The 23,106-nt window shown below is 66.7% G+C and carries 15 protein-coding genes and 1 pseudogene; 3 read left to right on the plus strand and 13 right to left on the minus strand.

Annotated features, from left to right (window positions below; genetic code table 11):
• Positions 1 to 142 precede the first annotated feature (142 nt).
• The 10 genes from ACQR1X_RS19135 to ACQR1X_RS19180 form a co-directional block, all read right to left on the minus strand.
• Entirely contained in the window at positions 143 to 1,651 is a 1,509-nt protein-coding gene (locus tag ACQR1X_RS19135; RefSeq protein ID WP_316181792.1) for a glycerol-3-phosphate dehydrogenase, read from the minus strand.
• Entirely contained in the window at positions 1,648 to 2,394 is a 747-nt protein-coding gene (locus ACQR1X_RS19140; RefSeq protein ID WP_434899378.1) for a class II aldolase/adducin family protein, read from the minus strand. The genes ACQR1X_RS19135 and ACQR1X_RS19140 overlap by 4 nt, the downstream gene beginning before the upstream one ends.
• Before the next feature lie 18 nt (positions 2,395 to 2,412).
• Positions 2,413 to 3,453, minus strand: coding sequence for a 2-hydroxyacid dehydrogenase (locus ACQR1X_RS19145; protein ID WP_434899379.1), 1,041 nt, complete (start codon positions 3,451 to 3,453; stop codon positions 2,413 to 2,415).
• Positions 3,446 to 5,026 carry an FGGY-family carbohydrate kinase gene (locus tag ACQR1X_RS19150; RefSeq protein WP_434899380.1) on the minus strand — a complete coding sequence of 527 codons (1,581 nt, stop codon included), beginning with the start codon at positions 5,024 to 5,026 and terminating at the stop codon, positions 3,446 to 3,448. The genes ACQR1X_RS19145 and ACQR1X_RS19150 overlap by 8 nt, the downstream gene beginning before the upstream one ends.
• Positions 5,027 to 5,028: 2 nt before the next feature.
• On the minus strand, positions 5,029 to 6,138 hold the full coding sequence (locus ACQR1X_RS19155) for an ABC transporter ATP-binding protein (RefSeq protein WP_434899390.1): 1,110 nt from the start codon (positions 6,136 to 6,138) through the stop codon (positions 5,029 to 5,031).
• A gap of 15 nt (positions 6,139 to 6,153) precedes the next feature.
• Positions 6,154 to 7,257, minus strand: coding sequence for an ABC transporter ATP-binding protein (locus tag ACQR1X_RS19160; RefSeq protein ID WP_315804163.1), 1,104 nt, complete (start codon positions 7,255 to 7,257; stop codon positions 6,154 to 6,156).
• A 6-nt stretch (positions 7,258 to 7,263) separates the two neighbouring features.
• The gene (locus ACQR1X_RS19165) at positions 7,264 to 8,121 is read right to left on the minus strand and encodes a carbohydrate ABC transporter permease (RefSeq protein WP_434899381.1); all 858 of its coding nucleotides are present in this window, start codon (positions 8,119 to 8,121) and stop codon (positions 7,264 to 7,266) included.
• Between the two features lie 11 nt (positions 8,122 to 8,132).
• Positions 8,133 to 9,059, minus strand: coding sequence for a carbohydrate ABC transporter permease (locus ACQR1X_RS19170; protein ID WP_434899382.1), 927 nt, complete (start codon positions 9,057 to 9,059; stop codon positions 8,133 to 8,135).
• Positions 9,060 to 9,164: 105 nt separating this feature from the next.
• A complete protein-coding gene (locus ACQR1X_RS19175) occupies positions 9,165 to 10,604 on the minus strand; it encodes an extracellular solute-binding protein (RefSeq protein WP_315804166.1) in 1,440 nt (479 codons plus the stop codon).
• Positions 10,605 to 10,642: 38 nt separating this feature from the next.
• Positions 10,643 to 11,632: a sugar-binding transcriptional regulator gene (locus ACQR1X_RS19180; protein ID WP_315804181.1), complete on the minus strand. Its 990-nt coding sequence runs from the start codon at positions 11,630 to 11,632 to the stop codon at positions 10,643 to 10,645.
• Between the two features lie 180 nt (positions 11,633 to 11,812).
• Between ACQR1X_RS19180 and ACQR1X_RS19185 the strand changes: the two genes are divergently transcribed.
• Genes ACQR1X_RS19185 through ACQR1X_RS19195 form a run of 3 tightly spaced genes read left to right on the plus strand, consistent with a single transcriptional unit; the run spans position 11,813 to position 15,002 of the window.
• Positions 11,813 to 13,087: an FGGY-family carbohydrate kinase gene (locus ACQR1X_RS19185; protein WP_434899383.1), complete on the plus strand. Its 1,275-nt coding sequence runs from the start codon at positions 11,813 to 11,815 to the stop codon at positions 13,085 to 13,087.
• On the plus strand, positions 13,084 to 13,953 hold the full coding sequence (locus ACQR1X_RS19190) for a TIGR01459 family HAD-type hydrolase (protein WP_316237500.1): 870 nt from the start codon (positions 13,084 to 13,086) through the stop codon (positions 13,951 to 13,953). Before ACQR1X_RS19185 ends, ACQR1X_RS19190 begins: the two co-directional genes overlap by 4 nt.
• 14 nt (positions 13,954 to 13,967) lie before the next feature.
• Positions 13,968 to 15,002 (plus strand): class II aldolase/adducin family protein, encoded by a 1,035-nt coding sequence (locus ACQR1X_RS19195; RefSeq protein WP_434899384.1) that lies wholly within the window; start codon positions 13,968 to 13,970, stop codon positions 15,000 to 15,002.
• Here ACQR1X_RS19195 and ACQR1X_RS19200 read toward each other — a convergent pair.
• From ACQR1X_RS19200 to ACQR1X_RS19210, 3 genes and pseudogenes are all read right to left on the minus strand, one after another.
• The gene (locus ACQR1X_RS19200; RefSeq protein WP_434899385.1) at positions 14,941 to 15,942 is read right to left on the minus strand and encodes a glycosyltransferase family 9 protein; all 1,002 of its coding nucleotides are present in this window, start codon (positions 15,940 to 15,942) and stop codon (positions 14,941 to 14,943) included. The two genes, ACQR1X_RS19195 and ACQR1X_RS19200, sit on opposite strands and share 62 nt — an antisense overlap.
• Positions 15,896 to 19,162, minus strand: a complete 3,267-nt coding sequence (locus ACQR1X_RS19205) for a hypothetical protein (protein ID WP_434899386.1) — start codon at positions 19,160 to 19,162, stop codon at positions 15,896 to 15,898. Before ACQR1X_RS19205 ends, ACQR1X_RS19200 begins: the two co-directional genes overlap by 47 nt.
• A pseudogene (locus ACQR1X_RS19210) lies at positions 19,162 to 23,106 on the minus strand (hypothetical protein); the annotation flags it as partial. The pseudogene ACQR1X_RS19210 and the gene ACQR1X_RS19205, both read right to left, overlap by 1 nt.

Consider the following 23,106-nt stretch of genomic DNA (forward strand, 5'->3'; position numbering starts at 1 on the left):
CCGGATTGTGCCGAATTCCGCGTCTCCAGGCGCGTCGCGATCCATATCGCGGGCGCTCGATAGCACGGTTTGCCAGGGCGTGTCATCGGCACCCGCCAGGGGCTGCGGCGGTCGCGGAGAGGCTCGACGCGTCAAGACCCGATCAAAGCTGGAGCTCGAACGCCTCGCGCTCGGCGCGGCTCAGATGCAGGCCATGCTTGGTACGCCGGTCCAGGATGTCGGCGGCCGTGACGGCCCACTCCTGCTCGCGCAGGAAAACGAGCTCGCGCTCATAGAAGGAGGCACCGAAATGGCGGCCGAGATCGCCGACGTTGCGGGACGCTCCGAGCAGATCGCGCGCACGGGTGCCGTAGAGCCGCGCATAATGTGCTACCACATCGCGCGGCAATCCCGGATACGCGCCGGCGAGATCGGCAAGGAACCGATCGAACGGCGCGCCGAGATCGCCGCCCGGAAGCCGCGCGCCCGCCGTCCATGCCGGCGCCATCTGCGGAAACCACGGCGCGAGGCGTTCCATCGCCTGCTCGGCGAGCCGGCGAAACGTCGTGATCTTGCCGCCGAAGATCGACAGCAGCGGCGGCTGCCCGGGTGCACCGTGCACCTCGAACACGTAGTCGCGCGTCACTGCCGACGGATTGTCGGCGTTGTCATCGTAGAGCGGCCGCACCCCGGAGAAGGCGTGAATGATATCACCCTTGCCCGGCGCGGCCCGGAAATAGCGATCGAGCACCGCGAGCAGATAGTCGATCTCAGCACCATCGACAGCGACGTCGTCTGCGCGGCCATCATGCACGATGTCGGTGGTCCCAATCAGCGCCAGATCGGTCTCATAGGGATTGACGAAGATCACGCGGCGGTCGGTGTTCTGCAGCAGATAGGCCTGCGATCCGCTCCAGAATTTTGGCACCACGAGATGACTGCCTTTGACGAGCCGCACATTGTGCGCGGAGTTGAGCCCGGCGACACCCTGCACTACATCCTGCACCCATGGCCCCGCGGCGTTGACCAGCGCCCGCGCGCGGACGATCTGCACCTCGCCATTCTCGGAGCGCATCTCCAGCCGCCAGGCATCGCCCTCGCGCCGCGCGCTCACGGCGCGGGTGCGCGGCAGGATGATGGCGCCCTTGCGCGCGGCATCGACGAGATTGAGGATCACCAGCCGGGCATCGTCGACCCAGCAATCCGAATATTCAAAACCGCGCCGGAACTCGGGGCGCAGCGGCGCACCCTCCGGCTCATGCGCGAGATCGAGGTTGCGGCTGGCCGGCAGCTGCTTGCGGCCGCCGAGATGGTCATAGAGGAACAGCCCGGTGCGCACCAGCCAGGCGGGACGCTGCTCCGGCGAGTGCGGCAGCACGAAGCGCATCGGCCAGATGATGTGCGGCGCCGAGGCCAGCAGCACCTCGCGCTCGATCAGCGCTTCGCGCACCAGGCGGAATTCGTAGTACTCAAGATAGCGCAGACCGCCATGGATCAGCTTGCCCGAACGGGACGAGGTGCCCTGGGCAAAATCGTCCTTCTCGCACAGCAGCACCTTCAGGCCGCGGCCGGCGGCATCACGGGCTATACCAGCGCCATTGATGCCGCCGCCGATCACGGCGAGGTCCAACAGACCGTGATCGGATCCGCTGCGTGAGCCCGTCGCATTCATCGCTTGCTGCTGCGCTTCTTCTCTGGCTTGTTGCGCGCGGCCGCGCGCGCCTTCGTCGCGGTCTTGGCCGGCTTCGCCGCTTTCGCCTTGGGCTCCTGCAGGCCATAGGTGGAAAAGCCCTGCGCGGTCTCGGCGATCTCCGCGTCGCCGAGGATGTGCGGCTGGCCGAGCGCGAGCGACAGATAGTACTGCTTCGCGATGGTCTCGAGCTCGACCGCAAGCCACATCGCCTTGTCGAGATTGGCGCCGACCGCGATCATGCCGTGATTGGCCAGCAGGCAGCCGTTGCGGCCTTCCAGCGCCTCCAGCGCAAGCTCGGACAATTCGGCCGTGCCGAACCGCACATAGCCGGCGCAGCGAATGTCGATGCCGCCGAACGCGGCCATCATGTAGTGGCAGGCCGGGATCGGCTTGCGCGCGATGGCGAGCACGGTGGCGTAGGTCGAATGGGTGTGCACGACGCCGCCGACATCCGGACGGCCGCGCATGATGTCGAGATGAAAGCGCCATTCCGTCGAGGGCTTCAACGGGCCATCCCAGGAACCGTAGTCACCCTCGAGCGGCATCGCCGCGATCATCTCCGGCTTCATCGAGTCATAAGGCGTCGCCGAGGGCGTGATCAGCATGCGGTCCTTGTAGCGGGCCGAGATGTTGCCCGAAGTGCCCTGGTTCAGCCCCGACGCATTCATCCATCGGCATTTGGCGATGATGTTCTCGCGGATCAGCCGTTCCTCGCGATTCATGTCGAAAACCTTTCGTCGTCAGCAGGGATTGAGCGGCGGCTCGCCGGCCAGATAGCGGCGAACCTCTTCGGCCGCCTGGTCGGCGGCAAAGGTGACGGTGCGCACGGAGGCGCCGGCGATGTGCGGCGTCAGCGTGACGTTGGAGAGCTGCAGCAGCGGCCAGTTCGGCGGCACCGGCTCGACCGCAAAGGTGTCGAGCATCGCCCCCGCAAGCCGCCGCGAGCTGAGCGCGTCATGGAGCGCGTGATAGTCGACCAGGGGCCCGCGGGCCGTATTGATCAGGATCGCACCCGGCTTGATTCGCGCCAGCGCGTCGCGATCGATGAAGCCGGTGGTTTCCGCGGTCACGCGGGCATGCAGGCTGATGACGTCGGCGCGCGACAGCAGCTCGGCAAGCGCGACGTGCTCGACGCCGTCGTTGCGGTCCTGGGCGCTGAGCTGGACGTAAGGGTCGGTCACCAGGATCTTGCAGCCGAACGCCTTCAACAGCTTCACCACGCGGGTGCCGATCGCGCCATAGCCGACGATGCCGACTGTCATCTCGCCGAGCTCGCGTCCCGTGCGATCCGCACGGTAGAGATCGCCGCGCCACTCGCCGCCCCGCATCGACTCGTGGCCGCTGCGGATCAGCCGGGTCTCCGCGAGCATCGCGCCGATGGTGAATTCCGCCACCGCGCTGGCGTTGCGTCCGGGCGTATTGACGACGAGCACGCCGTGATCGCGCGCCGCCTGCATGTCGATATTGACCGGACCGCCGCGCGACACCGCGATGAATTTCAGGCTCGGCAGCCGCTCCAGCATCGCGCGCGAGATCGGCGCGAGATGCGTCACCAGCAGGGGTGCCTCGCCGATGAACTCAGCGAGCTCGTCAGGATCGCCCATGAACTCCTTGAGCCCGTCGAGCTTCGAGCCGGCATAGCCGTGCTCCATCGGCTCATCCGGCCAGGGCTGCTCAAGCATGCGGATGTCGATGCCATCGCCGCAGATTGCCGTGATGCGCTCGGCGAACACCGAGGGCAGCATGAAGCGGTCGCCGATGATGGCGATGGAGCTAGACATGATCGGCACCCGAGCGCTGCGCGGCGAGCTGCTTCCAGACCGGCCGCGCCGCGAGGCGGGCGTCGACATAGGCCGGGAACAATTGCGCATAACGTTCCGCCAGCGCCGCATCCGGCGCTTGCGGCTCATCCAGATACGGTCTCACCCACTCCTCCGCGCAATCCATCATGTCCGGGTAGAGCCCGGTCGCGACCGCCGCGATCATCGCCGCGCCCGATGCGCCGGCCTCCTCGCGACGGCAGACTCGAATCGTGCTGCCAAGTGCCGCACCAAGAATGGCGCCGAGCGCGCGGCTGCGCGCCGCGCCCCCGGTCAGGCGAATTTCCCTCGGCAGCGGTCCCATCGCCGCGTAGCAGTCGCGTGCGGCGAAGGCCAGTCCCTCCATCACGGCGCGCATCAGATCCCAGTAGCCGTGGCGGATGCGCAGGCCGACCAGTTGGGCGGACGCCTCGTGGGACACGAAGGGGCCGCGTTCGCCGGCGTCAGAGATGAACGGATGATACAGCAGCTCGCCCACCTTCGCCGCGAGCACATGCTCGTCGAGGCGCCGGATCAGATCATTGCGCGACCTCGCGATGCCTTCCATGGCGAGCACGCCGCGCGCGACATCGAGGAGCCAGTCGATGTTCAAGGTCGCAGCCATGGTCGACTGCATCTGCGCATAGTGACCGGGCACCGGGAACGGCATCGTATAGCCGGTCGCCTCGGCATTCAGCTTGACCGCGTCGGCGCCGTTCACCAGCCGCATGTGCATGCCGGTCGAGCCGATGATGGTGCAGCCGACGTCGGGTGCGGGATCATACAGCCCACCACCAAGCGCATTGCAGATCACGTCGACATAGCCGAGCGACACCGGCACGCCATCGGGCAAGCCCGTCTCGGCCGCGGCCGCCGCGGTCAAGCCATGCGTCGTCGTGACACCATCGACGACATCTGGAAACAGGCGCGCGGAATCGGCAATGCCGACGAGACGCGCGGCTTCGCCGTCGAAGCCGCGCCGGCGAAAGTCACCGCAGGAGAACGTCGCCTCGGACGGATCGGTGGTCCGCTCGCCTGTCAGCTTGAAGTAGAGCCAATCCTTGCAGTGGAACGCCGTACTCGCGCGTTCGAGCATCTCTGCGTCATGCGCCTGCAGCCAGGCCAGCTGCGCCCCCTGCTGGCAGGCGTTGAGCCCCGATCCGGTGCGTTGGTAATGCGCGGCGTTGCGCTCGCCGCCTCGGAAGGTCTCAACGAAGCCTGCCGCGCGCGAGTCGAGCCACAGCAGCGCGGGCGCGACTGGACGGCCGTCCGCGTCGATCAGCCAGGTGCCGTCGCCCTGCCCGGTCACGGCGATCGCGGCGACGCGACGGGACAGGTCCGGCAGCGCGCCGCCCAGGCCGCGCAACGCCGCGACAGTGTCGGTCCACGTCCGCTCCATGTCCTGCTCGACACGACCACCGGGCAAGGTGGTGTAGCTGTTCGGAATCGCGAACTCGCCGAGCTGGCGGCCATCCCGCGCAAACGCGACCGCCTTGATCACCGAGGTCCCGGCGTCGATGCCGATGATCACGTCGCGGGTCGCAGCCGAGGTCATGGTCAGCGCGCCTCCGCGTGGCGGACGCAGATGCCGTCGGCGCCGAAAATGTGGAGATGGCGTGACTCCAGCGCGCAGGGCACGACATCGCCCGGCCGCGCCGCGATCTTGCTCGATGTCACCGCGACCAGCAGATGACCGGCGCATTCGCCCGCAATATGCGACTGATCGCCGAGCCACTGGTTGGAGACCACGCGCAGCCGCGCCTCGCCGCTGCCGATCGCGATCCGCTGCGGCCGGATGCCGACCTTGATCCGATCGGCCTGCGCCAGTGCCTGTTGTCCTGTCACGTCCAGCGTCTGCCGGGGAATTTCAAACGCCATCTCGGAACCCACCGCCAGGCGAAACCTCGCTTCGTCCTGCGTGACCACAGTCTCCAGCAGATTCATCGGCGGCTCGCCGATGAAGCTCGCGACGAACAGATTGGCCGGACGGTTCTTCAGCTCGCGTTCCCCAGCGAACTGCTGCAGCACGCCATCCTCCATGACGGCGATGCGATCGGCGAGCGCGCTCGCCTCGGTCTGGTCATGGGTCACGAAGATCGCGGTCATGCCGCGCTCGGCGAGCAGGCCCTTGATGCGGCCGCGCAGCACCGCGCGCAATTGCGGCTCCAACTGGCCCATCGGCTCGTCGAGCAGATAAAGGTCGGCATCGCGCACCAGCGCCCGCGCCAGCGACACCCGCTGCTGCTGGCCGCCGGAGAGCGCGCGCGGATGATGATCGAGAATGTCCTCGATCTCGACCAGGCGGGCGATGCTGTCGACGCGGTGGGCTATCTCGACGCGCGACAACTGCTGCGCCTTCAGGGCGAAGGCGATATTCTCGCGCACCGTCAGCGGCGGATACAGCGAATAGCCTTCGAACGCCATCGCGACCCTGCGCTTCGCCGGCGCCAGATCATGGATCGGCCGCTGCGCCAGCGCGATCGATCCAGAGCTCACACTCTCGAAGCCGGCGATCATGCGCAAGGTCGAGGTCTTGCCGCAGCCGGACGAGCCGAGCAGCGCGACGATCTCGCCGGCCTTCACCTCCATGTCGAGCGCGCGCACCGCGTGAACCGGCGCCTTGCCTCGACGGTGATAGACCTTGTCGACGTTGCGGATCTCGAGCATGCCCATCTCACATCCTCACGCCGCCTGCCGACGCGGCAAGACACCAATACGGTCTCCCGTCGCATGGTCGAACAGCAGCGCCGCTTCAGGCACGAACCGCACGAACACGTCCTCGTCGGCGCCGGCTTCCAGCGCCTCGGGCGCCAGCGCCGCCAGCCACTCGGATCCGTCAGCAAAGCGCAGCAGCACCACGGCACGCTCATGAATCGGGGTGACGGCGACGGTGCGCGCCGGGATCGCGCCTTCACCGCCATGGCGCGTCACCGCGACATCGTCCGGCCGCACGCCCAGCCAGCAGCGCTCCCGCGCATCCGCCGGCAGATCGTCGACATCGAGCCGGACCTGCGTCCCGGCGATAGCCGCTATCAACCGGCCCTGCTCCACCACCGGCACGACCTCCGAGAGATTGATGCTGGGATCGCCGAACAGCCGCGCCACCGCAACCGACGCGGGCCGCGCATAGATCTCCTCCGGACGCGCCACCTGCACCAGGCGGCCATTGATCAGCACGGCAATGCGATCGGCGATCGCCATCGCCTCGCGATAATCCTGCGTCACATAAAGCACCGCCGCAGAGCTCCGGCGCAGCAGGCTCGGCAGCTCCAGCCGCATCTCGTAGCGCAGCTTGGCATCGACGTTGCGCAAGGGATCGTCGAGCAGCAGCACCTCAGGATTGCCGATCAGAGCGCGCGCCAGCGCGGTGCGCTGCTTCTGGCCGTTCGACAGTTCACGAGGCTTGTGGCCGAGCACGTGCTCGATCTTCAACAGCCGGCTCATCGCCGCAACCTTCGCCGCGACATCGGCTGCGCCCGTCGCCCGCAGGCCGCTGGCGATGTTGTCTCGCGCGCTCATATGCGGAAACAGCGCAAAGTTCTGGAACGCCATGCCGATGCCGCGCTGCTCCGGCGCCGCATCGACGATCGAACGGCCCCCGACCAGGATGTCGCCCGCATCAGGCTCGAACATGCCGGCGATCATGCGCAGCAGCACGGTCTTGCCGCTCCCGGACGGGCCGAACACCGCGACGATCTCGCCGGGCTCGACCGCGAGCGACACGCCCTTGGCGCAGCTTGCGGCGCCGAAGCTCTTGTCGACCGATTGGAGTTCGAGACGGGCCATGTATCCTCAACCCTTCACTGCACCGAGCGAGAGACCTTCGACCAGATAGCGCTGCGCATAGAGCGCGAGCAGCAAGGTCGGCGTCACCGACAGCACGATTGCGGCTGCGATCTGGCCATACTGGATGCCGGACGCCGTCACGAAGGCGAGCGCGCCCACCGTCACCGGCTGCTTGTCGGCCGAGGCCAGGATCAGCGCGAACACGAAATTGTTCCAGCAGAAGATGAAGGACAGCAAGCCCGCAGCCGCGATCCCGGGTCCCGCCAGCGGGACGGCGATCCGGGTGAACGCCTCGCGCCAGGAATGCCCCGCCAGCCGGTAGGCGTGCTCGATGTCGGGGCTGATGTCCTCGAAATAGCCGCGCACGATCCACAGGATCAGCGGCAGCGCGATCAGCTGATAGACCCAGACGATCCCGAAATAGGTGTCGTTCAATCCGAGCTGCTGGTAGTACAGCGACAACGGCAGCAGCACCAAGAGCGGCGGCGCGAAGCGGAACGAGAGCAGCGTGAAGGCGATGGTCTCGCCGAGCCGGAACTTGAACCGCGCGAACGCATAGGCCGCGGGCACGCCGAGCAGCAGCGCCAGGATCACCGAGGCGCTCGACAGGATGAAGCTGTTCATGAGGTTACGCATGAACGAGATCTGCAGATTGCCGGCTGCCGTACGGAGCTGTCCCGAGATCAGCGCCTCGTAATTGGCGAGCGTCGGCTCGAACAGGATGCGCGGCGGGATACGCAGGATCTGCTCGTTGCTCTGGAACGACATCATGAGGATCCAGACGATCGGGAACATGAAGAAGACGAGCACCAGCGCGAGCGCGATGCCGCGGAAGATGCGCCCGGCGAGACTGGAATGATCCATCGGCGGCCTCCTCAGGCGTGACCGTGGGCGCGTTCGCGCAGCCGCAGCCAGTTCTTGATGAAGATGTTCGACAGGATGTTGGTGATCAGCCACAGGATCATCAAAAGCGCCGCCGAGCGTCCGACATTGGTGTACTGGAAAAATTCCAGATAGGCCTGGACCTGGAACACCATCAGCCGGTCCCCTGGCCCGCCTTGGGTCATCGCATAGACGATGTCGAACTGCTGGATCGAATCGAGCAGCCGGAACAGCGACGCGGTGATGACGTAGGGCGCGAGCATCGGCAGGGTGATGCGGAAGAACACGAAGCTCGCCGGCACGCCGTCGAGCGCCGCCGCCTCGAACGGCTGCCGCGGCAGCGAGCGCAGGCCGGCCAGCAGCAGGATCATGATGAAGGGCGTGTAGACCCAGACGTCGACCAGCACGACCGTGAACAGCGCGGTCGACGGATCGGACGCCCACTTGAAGTCGGTCACGCCGAGCAGGCCGACCAGATAGGACAGGATGCCGAAGCTCGGATTGGTCATCAGCTTCCACATCAACGCCGCAATCGCCGGCGCCGTCATCAGCGGCAGCAGCAGCACGATCGAGACGGCGTTATGGAAGCGCGTCGGCCGGCGCAACAGCAGTGCGATGCCGAGGCCGAGCAGCAGCTCGGCGATGACGGTCACCGCGGTGTAGACGAGCGAGATCCGCAGCGTATTCCAGAACGCGGGGTCGGACAGGAAATCGATGTAGTTGTCGACGCCGATGAAGCCGCGCAAGTAAGGCAGGTTGAGCCGGTAGCGCTGCAGCGAGTAGATCGCCGCGGTCACGAATGGCACCAGGATGGCGATGCACACCAGCAGCGCCGGCAAGCTCAGCAGATACGGCAGCATCCGCCCGCGCCAGCGTTTCGCGCGTCGCGGCACCGCCTGGGTCTCGACAAGTTCAGCCATGCTCATAACAAGCGTGATCACATCATCGCGGGGAATGGGCCGGTCCGGACGCCCGTGGGGGAGCGGCCGGACCGGCGGGTGGTCGTGGAGAGTCCGCGCCCAGCCTCAGCCGAGGCCGGCCTGCTTCAACTGACGGTTGATGCTCTCGGCCAGCTTGTCGAGGCCCTCGTCGACGCTGATCTCCTTGGCCACCATCTTCTGCAGCGACGCCGCCCACTCCGTGGTGAGGTCGAAGAACAGCGGCTGCGCCGTGAAGTAGATCTTCGCTCCCGGTGCCGAGAGGTCGTGCTGCTCGAGATAGCCCGGATAGGACTTGGCGATGCGGTCGCGGAATTCGCTGTCCTTCCACACGGAGGCGCGGACCGGATTGACGAAGTCCATCTTGCGGGCGCCGAACAGATCATGCTCGACCGAAGCCGCCCACTGCATGAAGGTCCAGGCCGCGTCCTTCTGCTTGGAGAAGCTCGACATCGCCAGCGACCAGATCCAGACGTTCGGCGTCGGCGCCTTGGCGGCCGGATTGGCCGCAAACGGCGCGTAGCCGAGATTGCCGCGCTCCTTGTTCTCGCCGCCGTTCATGAAATAGCCGAGAATGTCGGCGTCGAAGATCATGCCGGAGGCGCCGGCGCCCAGATCAGTGCCGACCTGGTACCAGGTGTAGGTCGACCAGTTCTTGGGGCCCGAGCCCTGGATCATCCTGACCCACTTCTCGTGGAAGTCCTTCGAGGCCTTGGTGTTCATCGCGGCCTTGAGCTTGCCGCCCTCCATCACGAAATCCTTCTGGCCGAAATTGGCGTAGGCCGACAGGAAGCCCGGATGGATGGTGGCCCAGGAGCGCGAGCCGCGCACACCGACGCCGTAGGGACCGCCGGCATCCTTGGTGATCTTGGCCGCGACGTCGAGCATCTCGTCGAGGTTCTTCGGCGGCTTGACGCCGACCTTGTCGAATATCTTGCGGTTATAGGTGATGTTGTTGAGCTCGTAGCCCCACGGGATGCACCACTGCTTGGCCTTGCCGGAGCCGAGCTCGGAGCCGGCGACGCCATCCCAGGCCGTCGACGACCGCAGTCCGGGCAGCACGTCGTCCCAGGCGAACGCCGGATTGGTCTTGGCGGGATCCTTGATGTAGGTGTTGAGGTCCTCGATCCAGCCGGCCGGACCATAGGTCCAGGTCATGTAGGCGCCGGTCATGAAGGCGTCGTACTGGTCGGACTTCGACGACAGCGCCGCCGTCACCTTGTCGAAATAGACGTCCTCCGGGAAGATGTCGTAGGTGACGTTCATGCCGGTGAGGCTCTTGAACGCCTCGATGTCGCCGATCATCGCATCGACGTAAGGATGCTTGTTCAAGAGCAGCTTGACGGTCTTGCCGCTATGCGCCTTCCAATTGAAGTCAGCGGCCATCGCCTTCGACATCGCGGACGCAAAGGCGGCATTGGCGGCGACACCGGCAATGCCGAGCTTGGCGGCACCGTCGAGCAGATCACGCCGGCTGATGCGCTTGCCGGCATAGGACGCAAAGAGATTCTTCTCACGATCGTACATTCAACCCTCCCTTTGTTTTTTGTAGAGACGTGTTCGCGTTACCTGCCCTTCCGACTCTTGTTCTTGGAGTTGCCGGATGTCTTCTCCGGCTTGTCAGTCGCCAATGCCTGAGCGGTCGCCTCGTCGATGATGAGGCCATTCAGGAAGCCGCTGCGCAGCACAGCGCGCAGGGCCGTGATCTTCGCCTCGCCGCCGCCGATGGCGACGATGCGGTGTTTCTTCAGATCGGCAGCGGCCATCGAGGTGGCCCGCGCCGAAAGATCGAGATCGAGCAGCTCGCCCTGGGCGTTGAAGAAATGCCCGAGCAGGTCGGCGCAGGCGCCGGCGCGCTTCAGCTCGACGACCTCGTCCGGCTTGATCATGCCGCTCGACACCAGGAAGCCGTCGGCATGGATCTGGCCGATGCCGACGAATAGCAGCGATGCCTTCTGCGCGAGAGCAAACACGTCGGCAATGCCGAACTGCTGCATCAGCACGCGGCGGTCGGCGACGGAGTTGGCGAACACGGGCACCGGCAGCAGATAGGCTTCGGCGCCGGTGCGCTCGGCCAGGCGATGGATCACGTCGAACGGATTGGCGGCGAATTTGCGCGTCAGGCCACCGAGCAGCGACACGAACTGCACGTCGCGCGCCGGCGTCTGCGGCAGTTGCGCCACCACGGCCGCGAGCGTGCGGCCGTGGCCGACACCGATGATTTTGTCGTCGCCGCGCTCCAGCACCTGGCGCAGGAAGCTCGCGCCCTCCAGCGCCAGCGCCTTCAGCGGCAGGTCGCCCTCGCCGAGATCCGGCGCGACACGGCAGAAGTCGAGCCCGTAGCGTTCGGCCAGCGCGTTCTCAAGTGCGACGCATTCGGCGACGGGACCCTCGACGAAGACACGGATCATGCCCTCGCGGCTGGCGCGCGCGATCAGGCGATGCGCCTTCGTGCTCTGGATGTTGAGCCGATCGGCGACCTCCGACTGCGTCAGCCCGGCCGCGAAATACAGCCATGCGGCGCGCGTCGCCAGCGAAGCCTCGCCGTCCACCATGCGCGCCCTGTCGGAAGCTGTCGTCACGCTTGAATGCCTGCTTGCAAATTTCTTCACACCTTGCAAAAAATTGCAGACGGCGATCCGGCCGTCAATCCCCCAAACGTGCTGCAGCGCGTCAGGGATGACGCGCCGGGCAAGCACAGGCATGCTCGCCGGCGCACAACGGGATGAGGTCGCATGACGGAGTTGTTTGTCGGCATCGACGTGGGCACGAGCGGTGTGCGCGCCTGCGCCGTCGACGCGCGCGGCGAGATCAAGGGCGCAGCCGCCGTTCCGCTCGCCGCGCCGCGCCAGGACGGCAACGCCGTCGACCAGGATCCCGAGCTGTGGTGGCAGGCGACGGTCGCGGCGCTCGACAAGCTCGGCAGGATCGTCGATCTTGGCGCCATCGCGCGCATCGCGGTCGACGGCACCTCGGGCACCTTGCTGCTGATCGACGCCGACGGACGGCCCCGCTCGCACGGACTGATGTACAACGATGCGCGCGCGGTCGACGAAGCCAGGCGGATCGCCGCGGTGGCGCCGCCCGAAAGCGGCGCGCATGGCACGAGCAGCCCGCTCGCCAAGCTCATGCATCTGCTCGCCTCCACGACAGGCGCGCGGCACGCCGTGCACCAGGCCGACTGGATCGCCGGACGCCTCGCCGGCCGCCACGGCGTCAGCGACGAGAACAACGCGCTGAAGCTCGGCTATGATCCCGTCAGGCGCGAATGGCCGCGATGGATCGATCAGCTCGGCGTTCCCCGCGACGTGCTGCCGAGCATTCTGGTGCCGGGCACGCCATTCGCCGACATCGATCCGTCGACCGCGCGCGCGCTCGGTCTGTCGCCGTCGGCGCGCATCGTCGCCGGCACCACCGACGGCGTCGCCGCCTTCATCGCCACCGGCGCCGACACGCCAGGCGATGCGGTGACCTCGCTCGGCACCACGCTGGTGGTGAAGCTGGTCGCGACGCAGCCGATCTTCGCCGCCGATCAGGGTGTCTACTCGCACCGCCTCGGTGACAAATGGCTCGCCGGGGGTGCATCGAATTCCGGTGGCGCCGCGCTGCTCGCGCATTTCACCGCCGCCGACATGGACCGCATGACCCCGCTGCTGCGCCCGGACGAGCCCACCGGGCTCGACTACTATCCGCTGCCCAAACCCGGCGAGCGCTTCCCCATCGCCGACCCCGCCCTCGCACCAAAGATCACGCCGCGCCCGGCCGAGGATCACCGCTTCTTCCAGGCGCTGCTCGAAGGCATCGCGAGCGTCGAGGCGCTCGCCTATCAGCGCCTGCACGCGCTCGGCGCACCGGCGCTGCGGCGCGTGATCAGCATCGGCGGTGGCGCCCGGAACGACGCCTGGACCGATATCCGCCGGCGCATCATTGGCGTGCCCGTCAGCGTCGCCGCGCAGACCGAAGCGAGCTACGGCGCAGCGCTGCTGGCGCTGCAGCGACCGCCGCAATGACGGCGGCAGCGTGCGAGATCAGCGGCCTGTCCGCCATCGCCGAGCGGTTCGATCACGTCCTGCTCGATCAATGGGGCACGTTGCATGACGGCAGGACCGTGCTTCCGGCTGCGCACGACTGCGTCCTGCGGCTGCGCGAGGCCGGCAAGCAGATCCTGGTGCTGTCGAACTCCGGCAAGCGCGCGAGCGCCAATGCCGAGCGCCTCGCCCGGCTCGGCCTGCCGCGCTCGGCCTATGACGGCATTCTCACCTCGGGCGAGGTGACCTGGAGCGGACTACGCGACCGGACGCGCGCGCCGTTCACCGATTGCGGCAGCGCCTGCTTCCTGATCACCAGGGGCGGCGACTGCTCGCTGATCGACGGGCTCGATCTCGTCCTCGTGACGGATATGCGGGACGCCGACTTCATCCTGCTCGGCGGCCTCGATGACGACCTCGCCGAGCCGGACCTCTGGCGCGACCGATTCACCGGAGCAGCGGCACGGGGCGTGCCGATGATCTGTGCCAATCCCGACCTGATGATGTTCGGTGCAGCCGGCCTCGTGCCGGCACCCGGCACGCTGGCCCGCGCCTATGAGTGGCTCGGCGGCCCGGTGAGCTTCGTCGGCAAGCCGTATCAGCCGATCTTCGCGGCTGCGCTGGAGCAGCTCGGCGATCCGGATCCGCACCGCGTGCTGATGATCGGCGACTCGCTCGACCATGACGTCGCCGGCGCCCGCGCCGCAGGCCTGCAGAGCCTGCTGCTCGGCGATGGCGTGCATCGCACGACCTTGGCCGGCGCGCCCGACCTGGCTGCGGCAACGCGCAAGCTCGCAGCTTCGCCCGGCCGCATGCCGAACTGGACGATGCAGCACCTTTCTTGGTGAGAAGGAGATGCGAAATGCGCGAGCCAGCCGAGCTTCAGGAGTTGCGCCGGATGTCGGCGCGGGTCGGCCGCAACATCGAGCTGGTGCAAGGCGCCGGCGGCAACTCCTCGCTCAAGCAGGATGATGTGCTGTGGGTGAAGGCGTCCGGCACCTGGCTTGCCGATGCCGACGCGAAGGACATCTTCGTGCCTGTGCTCCTGCCGGCGGCGCGCGACGCGCTCGCCGCTGACGACGAGCGCATTCCGCTGGCCGCTCCCGGTCCCCTGCGCGCCTCGATCGAGACCGCGCTGCATGCGCTGCTGCCGCACCGGATCGTGCTGCACGTGCACGCCGTCAACACCATCGCCTGGGCGGCGCGGCGCGATGCGCGCGATGACTTTGCGGCGCGGCTGGACGGGCTCGCCTGGCGCCATCTCGATTACTTTCATCCCGGGCTGCCGCTGGCGCGCGCAGTGAGCGCCATCGTCGCGCGCGACCGCATCGACGTGCTGACCCTCGGCAATCACGGCCTCGTCGTCGGTGCCGAGAGCTGCGATCAGGCCGAGGCGCTGGTCCATGACGTCGAGCACCGGCTGGCGCTGCCGGTACGCCCGGCGCCTGCTGCCGACGCAGCGGCCTTGCGCCGTCTGTGCGCTGGCACCGCTTATCGCCTGCCGCAGGATGCTGGTAGCCACGGCATCGCCACCGATCCGTTCAACCGCGCCATCGCGACCGGCGGCTCATTGTATCCGGACCACGTCGTGTTTCTCGGCCCGGGCCTGCCGACGATCGAGAGCGCCAGCGACCTCGCCACGCTGCTCGCGCGCGCCGAAGCGAGCCGCCTGCCCGCGCCCGTCGCAGCGCTCGCGCCGGGTCTCGGTGCCATCATCCGCAGCGACGCCAGCCCGGGCGCCGAGGCCATGCTGAGCTGCCTCGCGCTCGTGACCAGCCGCCTGCCGCTATCGGCCGATATCGGCTATCTCTCGTCGCAGCACGAGCAGTTGCTGCTCAACTGGGACGCCGAACGTTACCGCCAGCAACTGACGGCAAGCCGCCAGTCGTCGAATTGAAGCGGCGGAGGACCACGCGATCATCGCTAGAGACCGGCGGGGACGACGCCCTCGCCACGATCCGTTCACGAAGCGCATCTCCGACCTGATCGATGACCTCGCGCCAATCGCGCCTTTCGCGCTGACGGAACAGGCGCATGCGCGGGTACCAGACGCTGTCGTCACGATCGAGCAGCCAGCGATAGTCCGGCGTGTACGACAGGAGCGTCCAGGTCGGACAGCCAAGCGCGCCGGCGAGATGAGCGACACTGGTATCGACCGTGATCACGAGATCCAGACATGAGATCAGCGCGGCGGTATCGGCGAAATCGGCAAGTAGACCCGACAGGTCCACGATCCCGCTCGCCTCCTGGAGCACGGCCTTGTCTTCGGCCTTCGGCTCCTTCTGCAGGCTGATGAACGCCGCATCCTCGCGGAGCAGGCTGGAAAACATGCGCAATGGGATGGAACGATTGTGGTCGTCGAGGTGGTTGGGATTGCCTGACCAGACCAGGCCGATCCGCAATTTCTCCGGGGTGCCAAGGCGCTCCTGCCAGAGTTGGATCCGATCCGGATCAGGCGCCGGCAAATAGGACACCGGCGCTGGAATCGTGGCCAGTGTCGTCCGAAAGGCAAGCGGCAGGCTCATGATCGGACACTGGACATCCACTCCCGCAAGTTCGCTGGCCTCCGCGACAGGAACACACTGCGAAATGCCTGGCATCTTCGACAACAGCGGAAGCAACCACTCTTGAACGGCGAGGATCACGCGCGCGCCCAGCGCTGCGACCATCGGCACGTAGCGGACGAACTGGATCGTATTACCCAGTCCTTCATCGGCGGCGATGATGATGGTTTGTCCCGCGAAGGCCGGATGGCCGTCCGGTCGTTCATGATTGGACGCCTCCGGCCGGCTATTTTGCCCGATTGAACTGGTAGGAGCCCTGGAGGAAGACGCCATAGCGCTCCGTCGTATATCTCAGGACCTGATTGAACGAATCGACGGCATTGGTGCTGAGATGCCACCAGCGCCCACCGATGCCGATGCGGAAATTGTCGGTCAACTGGTAGTTCAGCACGGTCTCGGCCTGGAAGCCGCTTCCTTGCCCTGAGGCGGGATCGCGCCCGAACGTGAAATAGTGCGTGTCGATCGCATTCTGCGTGGTCCAGACATAGGCGGCCTCCGCCTGCCAGCTCAGCCGGTCTGACAGCCGCGTGTCGAGGGAGACACCGGCCCGTCCGCTATGCCAGCGATCCTGCTCGGTCACCACCTTCACGCCCGGCCCCAGCGCAGGAGCGCAGATCGTCGGATTGCCGCCCACCTGGGTGCAGCCCCGCGCGTCCACCGTCTCCGTCCAATATTGATAGCCGACGAAGGCGCCGAGCCGGAAGCGTTCGGTCTCCAGCAGGTTGAAACCGACATCGAGATTTGCATATTGCAGCCCCCCGCCCACGCTGCTGACGGTCTTGGACGACGGATTGACGAACGGAGCGAAGTCCTCGTCGACGAGCGTGCCCGAGCTGATCTTGCCCGCCCCTATATAGCCCTTCAGAAACATGTTGGTGAACGGACCGTCGAGCGCATCGATCCTGAAGAACATCTCGCCGCTGTGCCCGGTCATACCGCCATAGGCGAGCCGGGAGACCTGAAGCGTCGCAGCCTGATCGGCGAAATAGCGGTAGCGATTCTGCCCGGAGCTGAACCAGTAGCGCACACCGGTCTCCAGCATGTAGGACGGCAGGATCGACGCGCGCGATTGCAGCGGCATGTCGCCCGAGCCTGCCCCCTGCCCGCCCTGCAACGCTGCAGGCCTGGCCCAGGCGCAACTGACGACCGAGGCGTTGCACTTGGTGACACCGTCGGCGTTGAAATCGCGCCGCAACGTGACCGTCGCGAACAGGTCCTTGGTCGTCGTCTTGACGTTGGCGAGCGTGCTGTCGACGAACCGATAGCCGATCTCCGTTTCCAGGCTGATCTCCTTCGACCAGAGATAGCTGACCAGCAGCGACGGCAGAACCGTGTACTCCTTCAGGTCGGTCCGGGTCCCGGACCTGTACCCCGCCCGCAGCCGCGGGCTGATGGCGAGATCGGGCGTGATCGGATAGCGCGTGGCAAGATCGAGAACGTAGAACTTGGAGTCCGCCAGGCTCGCGTAGCGCAGCGCACCCATGAACAGATCGCCCGGCTTGATGATGCCGTTCCCGGTCAGCTGGGCCGACAGATAATATTCGAGGCCGCTCGCCGGCGTGCCGTCGACGCCGCCGGACGGCAGCGTGCCGGTGAGATTGGTCACCGTGGCATCGGCAGCAACCTGCCAAGTCTCATTCAATGGCCGCGAGTAGCTCACCATCGCCGACTGGAACGTCGGCGTACGGTCGATCGCGAGCTGCCTGATCTCGCCCGCGGTATTGAACTTCATCATGTCGTAGAGGGTGAGGAAGGGCTGCCCCTGCAGCGCATTCCAGGTCGAGAGAAATGGCACTCTTCGATAGTCGAACGAGGCGTTGATGACCGACTTGTCCTCGAACGTATACGTTCCCGAGAACACGGCGGCGTTGAGCGCGCGGAAATGCGTGTCGTAGTCGATCAGGCCGAGCAGCGACTTGTTGGCGTCGAAATAGCGGAATTCGGCGCCGATGGCCTGGCGGTCGACGATGTTGCGGTCGTATTGCGTGATCAGGTAGACCGTGGTCTCGAGGCCACCCAGGATCTTGCCGAAGTCGATGCTTGCGCCATAGAGCGTCTTGCCATCCTTGAACGGTGCGTCGAAGCGGCTCCAGTTCGGCGAGCCCGCGAGCACGTTCAAGCGCAGCCCCGGGCTCTTCTGCCAGCTCAGCACCGCGCCGTCGAAACGGCCGATCACGCCGCCGGTGTTGCGGGATTGCCGTCCGACGCGCAACGTCACGTCGGCTTCCTTCAGCGTGTAGTCGACCTGCGCGGTCGAAACGCCGTATTTGTCGTTTCCGGTATCGAACTGGCGCTCATGGGTGAACGCCAGCCTGAACTTGGTCCTGATGCGGTCGTTGTCGGCGGTACCGAGAAAGTCAAAATTGGTCAGCAGCGTGTTCTGATGCACCCGGTGCGCGTCGGGATCCGCATTCGGGTTCGGCGCAATCGCCCTGTCCTTGACGGCGCTGGTCGTGTCGTTGGTGATGAAGGTGGTCGAGAGGCTGCCCGACATCGACCAGCGGGTGTCGCCGTTCGGCCCTGCCGCCTTGGTCGGCATGCCTGCCCCCATGTCTCCGCCGTCGGGCGTGACGGAAGGCATGTCGCGCGGCCGCGCCGGCGCGCTGCTGGTTGCGGTGAGAAGCGCGGCGAGTCGCTGCCTCACCCGCTCGGCGCCCTCGCCAGTCGGATAGCGGCGCAGATAGTCTTCATACTCCGCCTGCGCGGCAGCGGTCTGGCCAGCCTTCTGCCGCGCCACGCCGAGCAGCTCCTGCGCCTCGGCGCTCGAGCCGTTCTCGGGGAGTTTCAGCACCTTCCTCAGGAGCTCGATCGCGGCGCTGAAATTGCCTTTCTTGATCGACGCGCGAGCCTCGTCCATCGACGCCTCCGCAAACCGGATGTCCGCGGCGGAGGCCTGCTGCATCGTGCGATTGTCGTTGCGGACCGACGCCGCCGCACCGGGGACCGCAACCGGTTTCGGCGCATCCGGGGCGGCTACGCTCGGCACCAGGGCCTTCACCTTGCACGCCGACACCGGACCCTTTCGGGCCACCACGATCGCCACCTGCTCGAAGCTGCCGGATTGGACGATCTGATAGGTGAACTCGCTGGCAAACTGGACGACGAGGATCGGTCCCCTGTTCTGATCGAGCGTCAGATAGACGTCCTGGAGGCCGGAGCCCTGGGCATTGTCGACACGCACGCCTTCGCGCCTGACCAGGCGCCGCGCCATGATGGCGTCCCGGTCGACCAATTGCAGCGAGACGCTGAGCTGGCTGCCTTGGTCGAGCGGGAAATGCCCGGTGTAGCGGACACGAACGTGAAAATTGACCCGCAGAAGGCTGCAGTTTCCGATCGTCGTGGCATTTGCATTGGCGACGAACTGATCGATGACCGGCTGGGCCGGTGCAACGCCAAAGACCCCGTCGAGCAGGATTGCGAGCAAGCCGGCCAGCAGACCGATCAGCCATCCCGCCGACCTCGCTGCCGCGGCTTGTCTGAAGCAGCCGCGCATCACCAGCCACCTCCATTGACCCGGTGCTGCCGCTGGCGGCGGGTGACGATGGTGGTCTGCGACTTGTCAGCATAGATATGGCATGCGCCTGTGCAGTCCTTGAGCTCGGCGACGGTGTAATCCATCGGCGCCGGCTTCATGAGCTTGGCGTGCTGCTGCGGGCGGAAATCACTGGCGTGGCAGGCGGCGCAGTCGGGCTTGTAGGCCGCGAACTTGAACAGAACGGCCTGCGAGTTGCCGCTGTGGCAGGCGGTGCAGCCGATGGCCGCGCTATGGTTCGGATAGCTCGCCGACATATGCCGGTAATTGACCGAGCTCCAGCTCACCGTCCGGTGGCAGCTCTCGCAGGGGACGTTGGTCACGAAGTGCTTCGGCGACTTTCCTGTGGCGTTGGAGCCGTTGTGACAGCTGGCGCACGGCGCAGTCAGGCTGGTGTGATCCATCCGCGCGCCCGAGAACGACACGGTGTTCTTGTGGCAGCTTTCGCATGGCGCGCTGGTGACCACGTGCTTCTGGGGCTTGCCGCTCGCGGCCATGCCGTTGTGGCAGCTCGCACAGGCCGCCATCGTGCCGGTGTGGCTGAAGCGGGCGCCGCTGAACGTCGTCGTGCTCTTGTGGCAGGTCTCGCACGGCGCATTCGTCGTGACGTGCTTCTGCGGCTTGCCCGTCGCGGCCATGCCGTTGTGACAGCTCGCGCAGGCCGCCATCGTGCCGGTGTGGCTGAAGTGGGCGCCGCTGAACGTCGTCGTGCTCTTGTGGCAGGTCTCACAGGGCGCGCTGGTGACCACGTGCTTCTGCGGCTTGCCGCTCGCGGCCATGCCGTTGTGGCAGCTCGCGCAGGCCGCCGTCGTTCCAGTATGGCTGAACCGGGCGCCGCTGAACGTCGTCGTGCTCTTGTGGCAGGTCTCACAGGGCGCGCTGGTGACTACGTGCTTCTGCGGCTTGCCGCTCGCGGCCATGCCGTTGTGACAGCTCGCGCAGGCCGCCGTCGTTCCAGTATGGCTGAACCGGGCGCCGCTGAACGTCGTCGTGCTCTTGTGACAGGTCTCACACGGCGCAGCGGTTGCGACGTGCTTCGGCGGTTTGCCAGGCGCGGTCATTCCGTTATGGCAGGATGCGCATGGCCCTTGCGCCGTCATGTGATTGAATCTGGAACCGGCCTCCGTGGTGCTCGATCCGGCAAGCCCTGCCCTCGGATTGAACGTCGGCAGCAGCGACGGAAGCCGACCGGCATTCTTCGCTTCCGGCGAGTCGCTGCCCGTATCGGTTGGAGGCAAGAGCCTGCCGCGGGGATCATTCGGCGAGAGCGGTGATGTCGCGGATGTCATTCGGGGCGGCGTCCCCGACGGCTGCGGCACGGACGCCGCCGCACCGCCAGCTTTGGCCGAACTGTCGGGATTGGAGGAACCGGACGAACTGGCGGAGGCCCCTGCTTCGGATCCCGCTGTCGGGGCCGTCGACGTCGCAGCCGTGTTCGCCAGCGGCTTGCTGCTGAACAGGAGCGTCGAACTGGATGGCGCCGCAGGCTTGGCGGCAGCGCCGGCCTGAGATGTAGCCGGTGCAGCGTTCGTACCGGGTGCTGCATCGGGATTCGTTGCTGCCGTCATCGTCCGGTTGGCGGTCGAGGCCGGCGTCACCGCCTTGACGGCCGGGGCCTGAGCAGGAACCACCGACCGCGCCGTCGTGGAGCAGCCCGCTGCCGGCTTCTGCGGGTCGTCGTCCCAGGTGGAGAAATTGGCGGCGGCGCGCACGTGGCAGCAGCCGCAATCCTGCGTCTTGGCGCTATGATCCGGCCCCTGCGCACCTCTGCGGCCCTGGCTACGATACGAGCCGTTGTGACAACTGTCGCAGCGCGTGGCGTGCACGGCGGCATGGCTCATCGTGTAGGTCGCGAAGCTCGCCGCGGTGTTGCTGTGGCAGTTCGAGCACTGCACGCCCGTCACCGGAATATGCGGCGGGGTGGTCAGGCCCTTCGCGCTCGAACCATTGTGGCAGGTGGAGCAATTGGTGTTGGCCGCGGAGTGGGTGAACGCCGCGCCTCCCCAGCTCACATATCCGCCGCTGGCGGCCTTGCTGTGACAACTGACGCAATCGGCGCCGCCGGTCGCCACGTGGCTCGGGAACGACGCGGTGCCCATGGCCCCCTTGGTGCCCTGGCCGGTGAAGGAGCCGTTATGACAGCTGTCGCAGCGCGCCGTCGCCACCGCGGCGTGGTTCATGGTGTAGGTCGTGAAGCTCGCCGCGGTGTTGCTGTGGCAGTTCGAGCACTGCAGTGTGCCGGTCGGGATGTGCGGCGGCGTGGTCATGCCCTGCGCCGTCTTGCCGTTGTGACAGGTCGCGCAGTTGGTGTCGGTGGCCTTGTGAGCAAACGCCGCGCCGCCCCAGCTGGTGAAGCCGCCCGAGGCCGCCTTAGCATGGCAACTGACGCAATCCGCCCCGCCAGTGGCAACGTGGTTCGGATACGACGCGGTTCCGATTGCGCCCTTGGTACCCTGGCCGGTGTAGCTGCCGTTGTGACAGCTATCGCAGCGCGCGGTCGCGACCGCGGCGTGGTTCATGGTGTAGGTCGTGAAGCTCGCGGCGGTGTTGCTGTGGCAGTTGGAGCATTGCAGCGTGCCGGTCGGGATGTGCGGCGGCGTGGTCATGCCCTGCGCGGTCTTGCCGTTGTGGCAGGTCGCGCAGCTGGTGTCAGTCGCGGCATGCTTGAACGCCGCACCGCCCCAGCTGGTGAAGCCGCCGCTCGCCGCCTTGGCGTGACAACTGACGCAGTCGGCTCCGCCGGTAGCGACGTGGTTCGGGTACGAAGCGGTGCCAAGCGCCCCCTTGGTGCCTTGGCCGGTGTAGGAGCCGTTGTGGCAGCTATCGCAGCGCGCGGTCGCCACCGCGGCGTGGTTCATGGTGTAGGTGGCAAAGCTCGCCGCGGTGTTGCTGTGGCAGTTCGAGCACTGCAGCGTCCCGGTCGGGATATGTGGCGGCGTGGTCATGCCCAACGCCGTCTTGCCGTTGTGGCAGGTGGAGCAATTGGTGTCGGTGGCCTTGTGAGCAAACGCCGCACCGCCCCAGCTGGTGAAGCCGCCCGAGGCCGCCTTGGCATGGCAACTGACGCAGTCCGCCCCGCCGGTGGCGACGTGGTTCGGATACGACGCGGTGCCGAGCGCCCCCTTGGTGCCCTGGCCGGTGTAGTTGCCGTTGTGGCAGCTGTCGCAGCGCGCCGTCGCCACCGCCGCGTGGTTCATGGTGTAGGTAGCAAAGCTCGCCGCGGTGTTGCTGTGGCAGTTCGAGCACTGCAGCGTGCCGGTCGGAATGTGCGGCGGCGTGGTCATGCCCTGCGCCGTCTTGCCGTTGTGGCAGGTCGCGCAGTTGGTGTCGGTCGCGGCATGCTTGAACGCGGCGCCGCCCCAGCTGTTGAAGCCGCCCGAGGCGGCCTTGGCATGACAACTGACGCAGTCCGCCCCGCCAGTGGCGACGTGGTTCGGGTACGACGCGGTGCCCAGCGCTCCCTTGGTGCCCTGCCCGGTGAAGCTGCCGTTGTGACAGCTGTCGCAGCGTGCCGTCGCCACCGCGGTGTGGTTCATGGTGTAGGTCGTGAAGCTCGCCGCGGTGTTGCTGTGGCAGTTCGAGCACTGCAGCGTGCCGGTCGGAATGTGCGGCGGCGTGGTCATGCCCTGCGCCGTCTTGCCGTTGTGGCAGGTCGCGCAGTTGGTGTCGGTGGCGGCATGCTTGAACGCCGCACCGCCCCAGCTCGTGAAGCCGCCCGAGGCTGCCTTGCTGTGACAGCTGACGCAGTCGGCGCCGCCGGTGGCGACATGGTTCGGATACGACGCGGTGCCGAGCGCCCCCTTGGTGCCCTGGCCGGTGTAGTTGCCGTTGTGACAGCTATCGCAGCGCGCGGTCGCCACCGCGGCGTGGTTCATGGTGTAGGTCGTGAAGCTCGCGGCGGTGTT

Source organism: Bradyrhizobium sp. HKCCYLRH3073, from assembly GCF_051167995.1.
Taxonomy (GTDB): domain Bacteria; phylum Pseudomonadota; class Alphaproteobacteria; order Rhizobiales; family Xanthobacteraceae; genus Bradyrhizobium.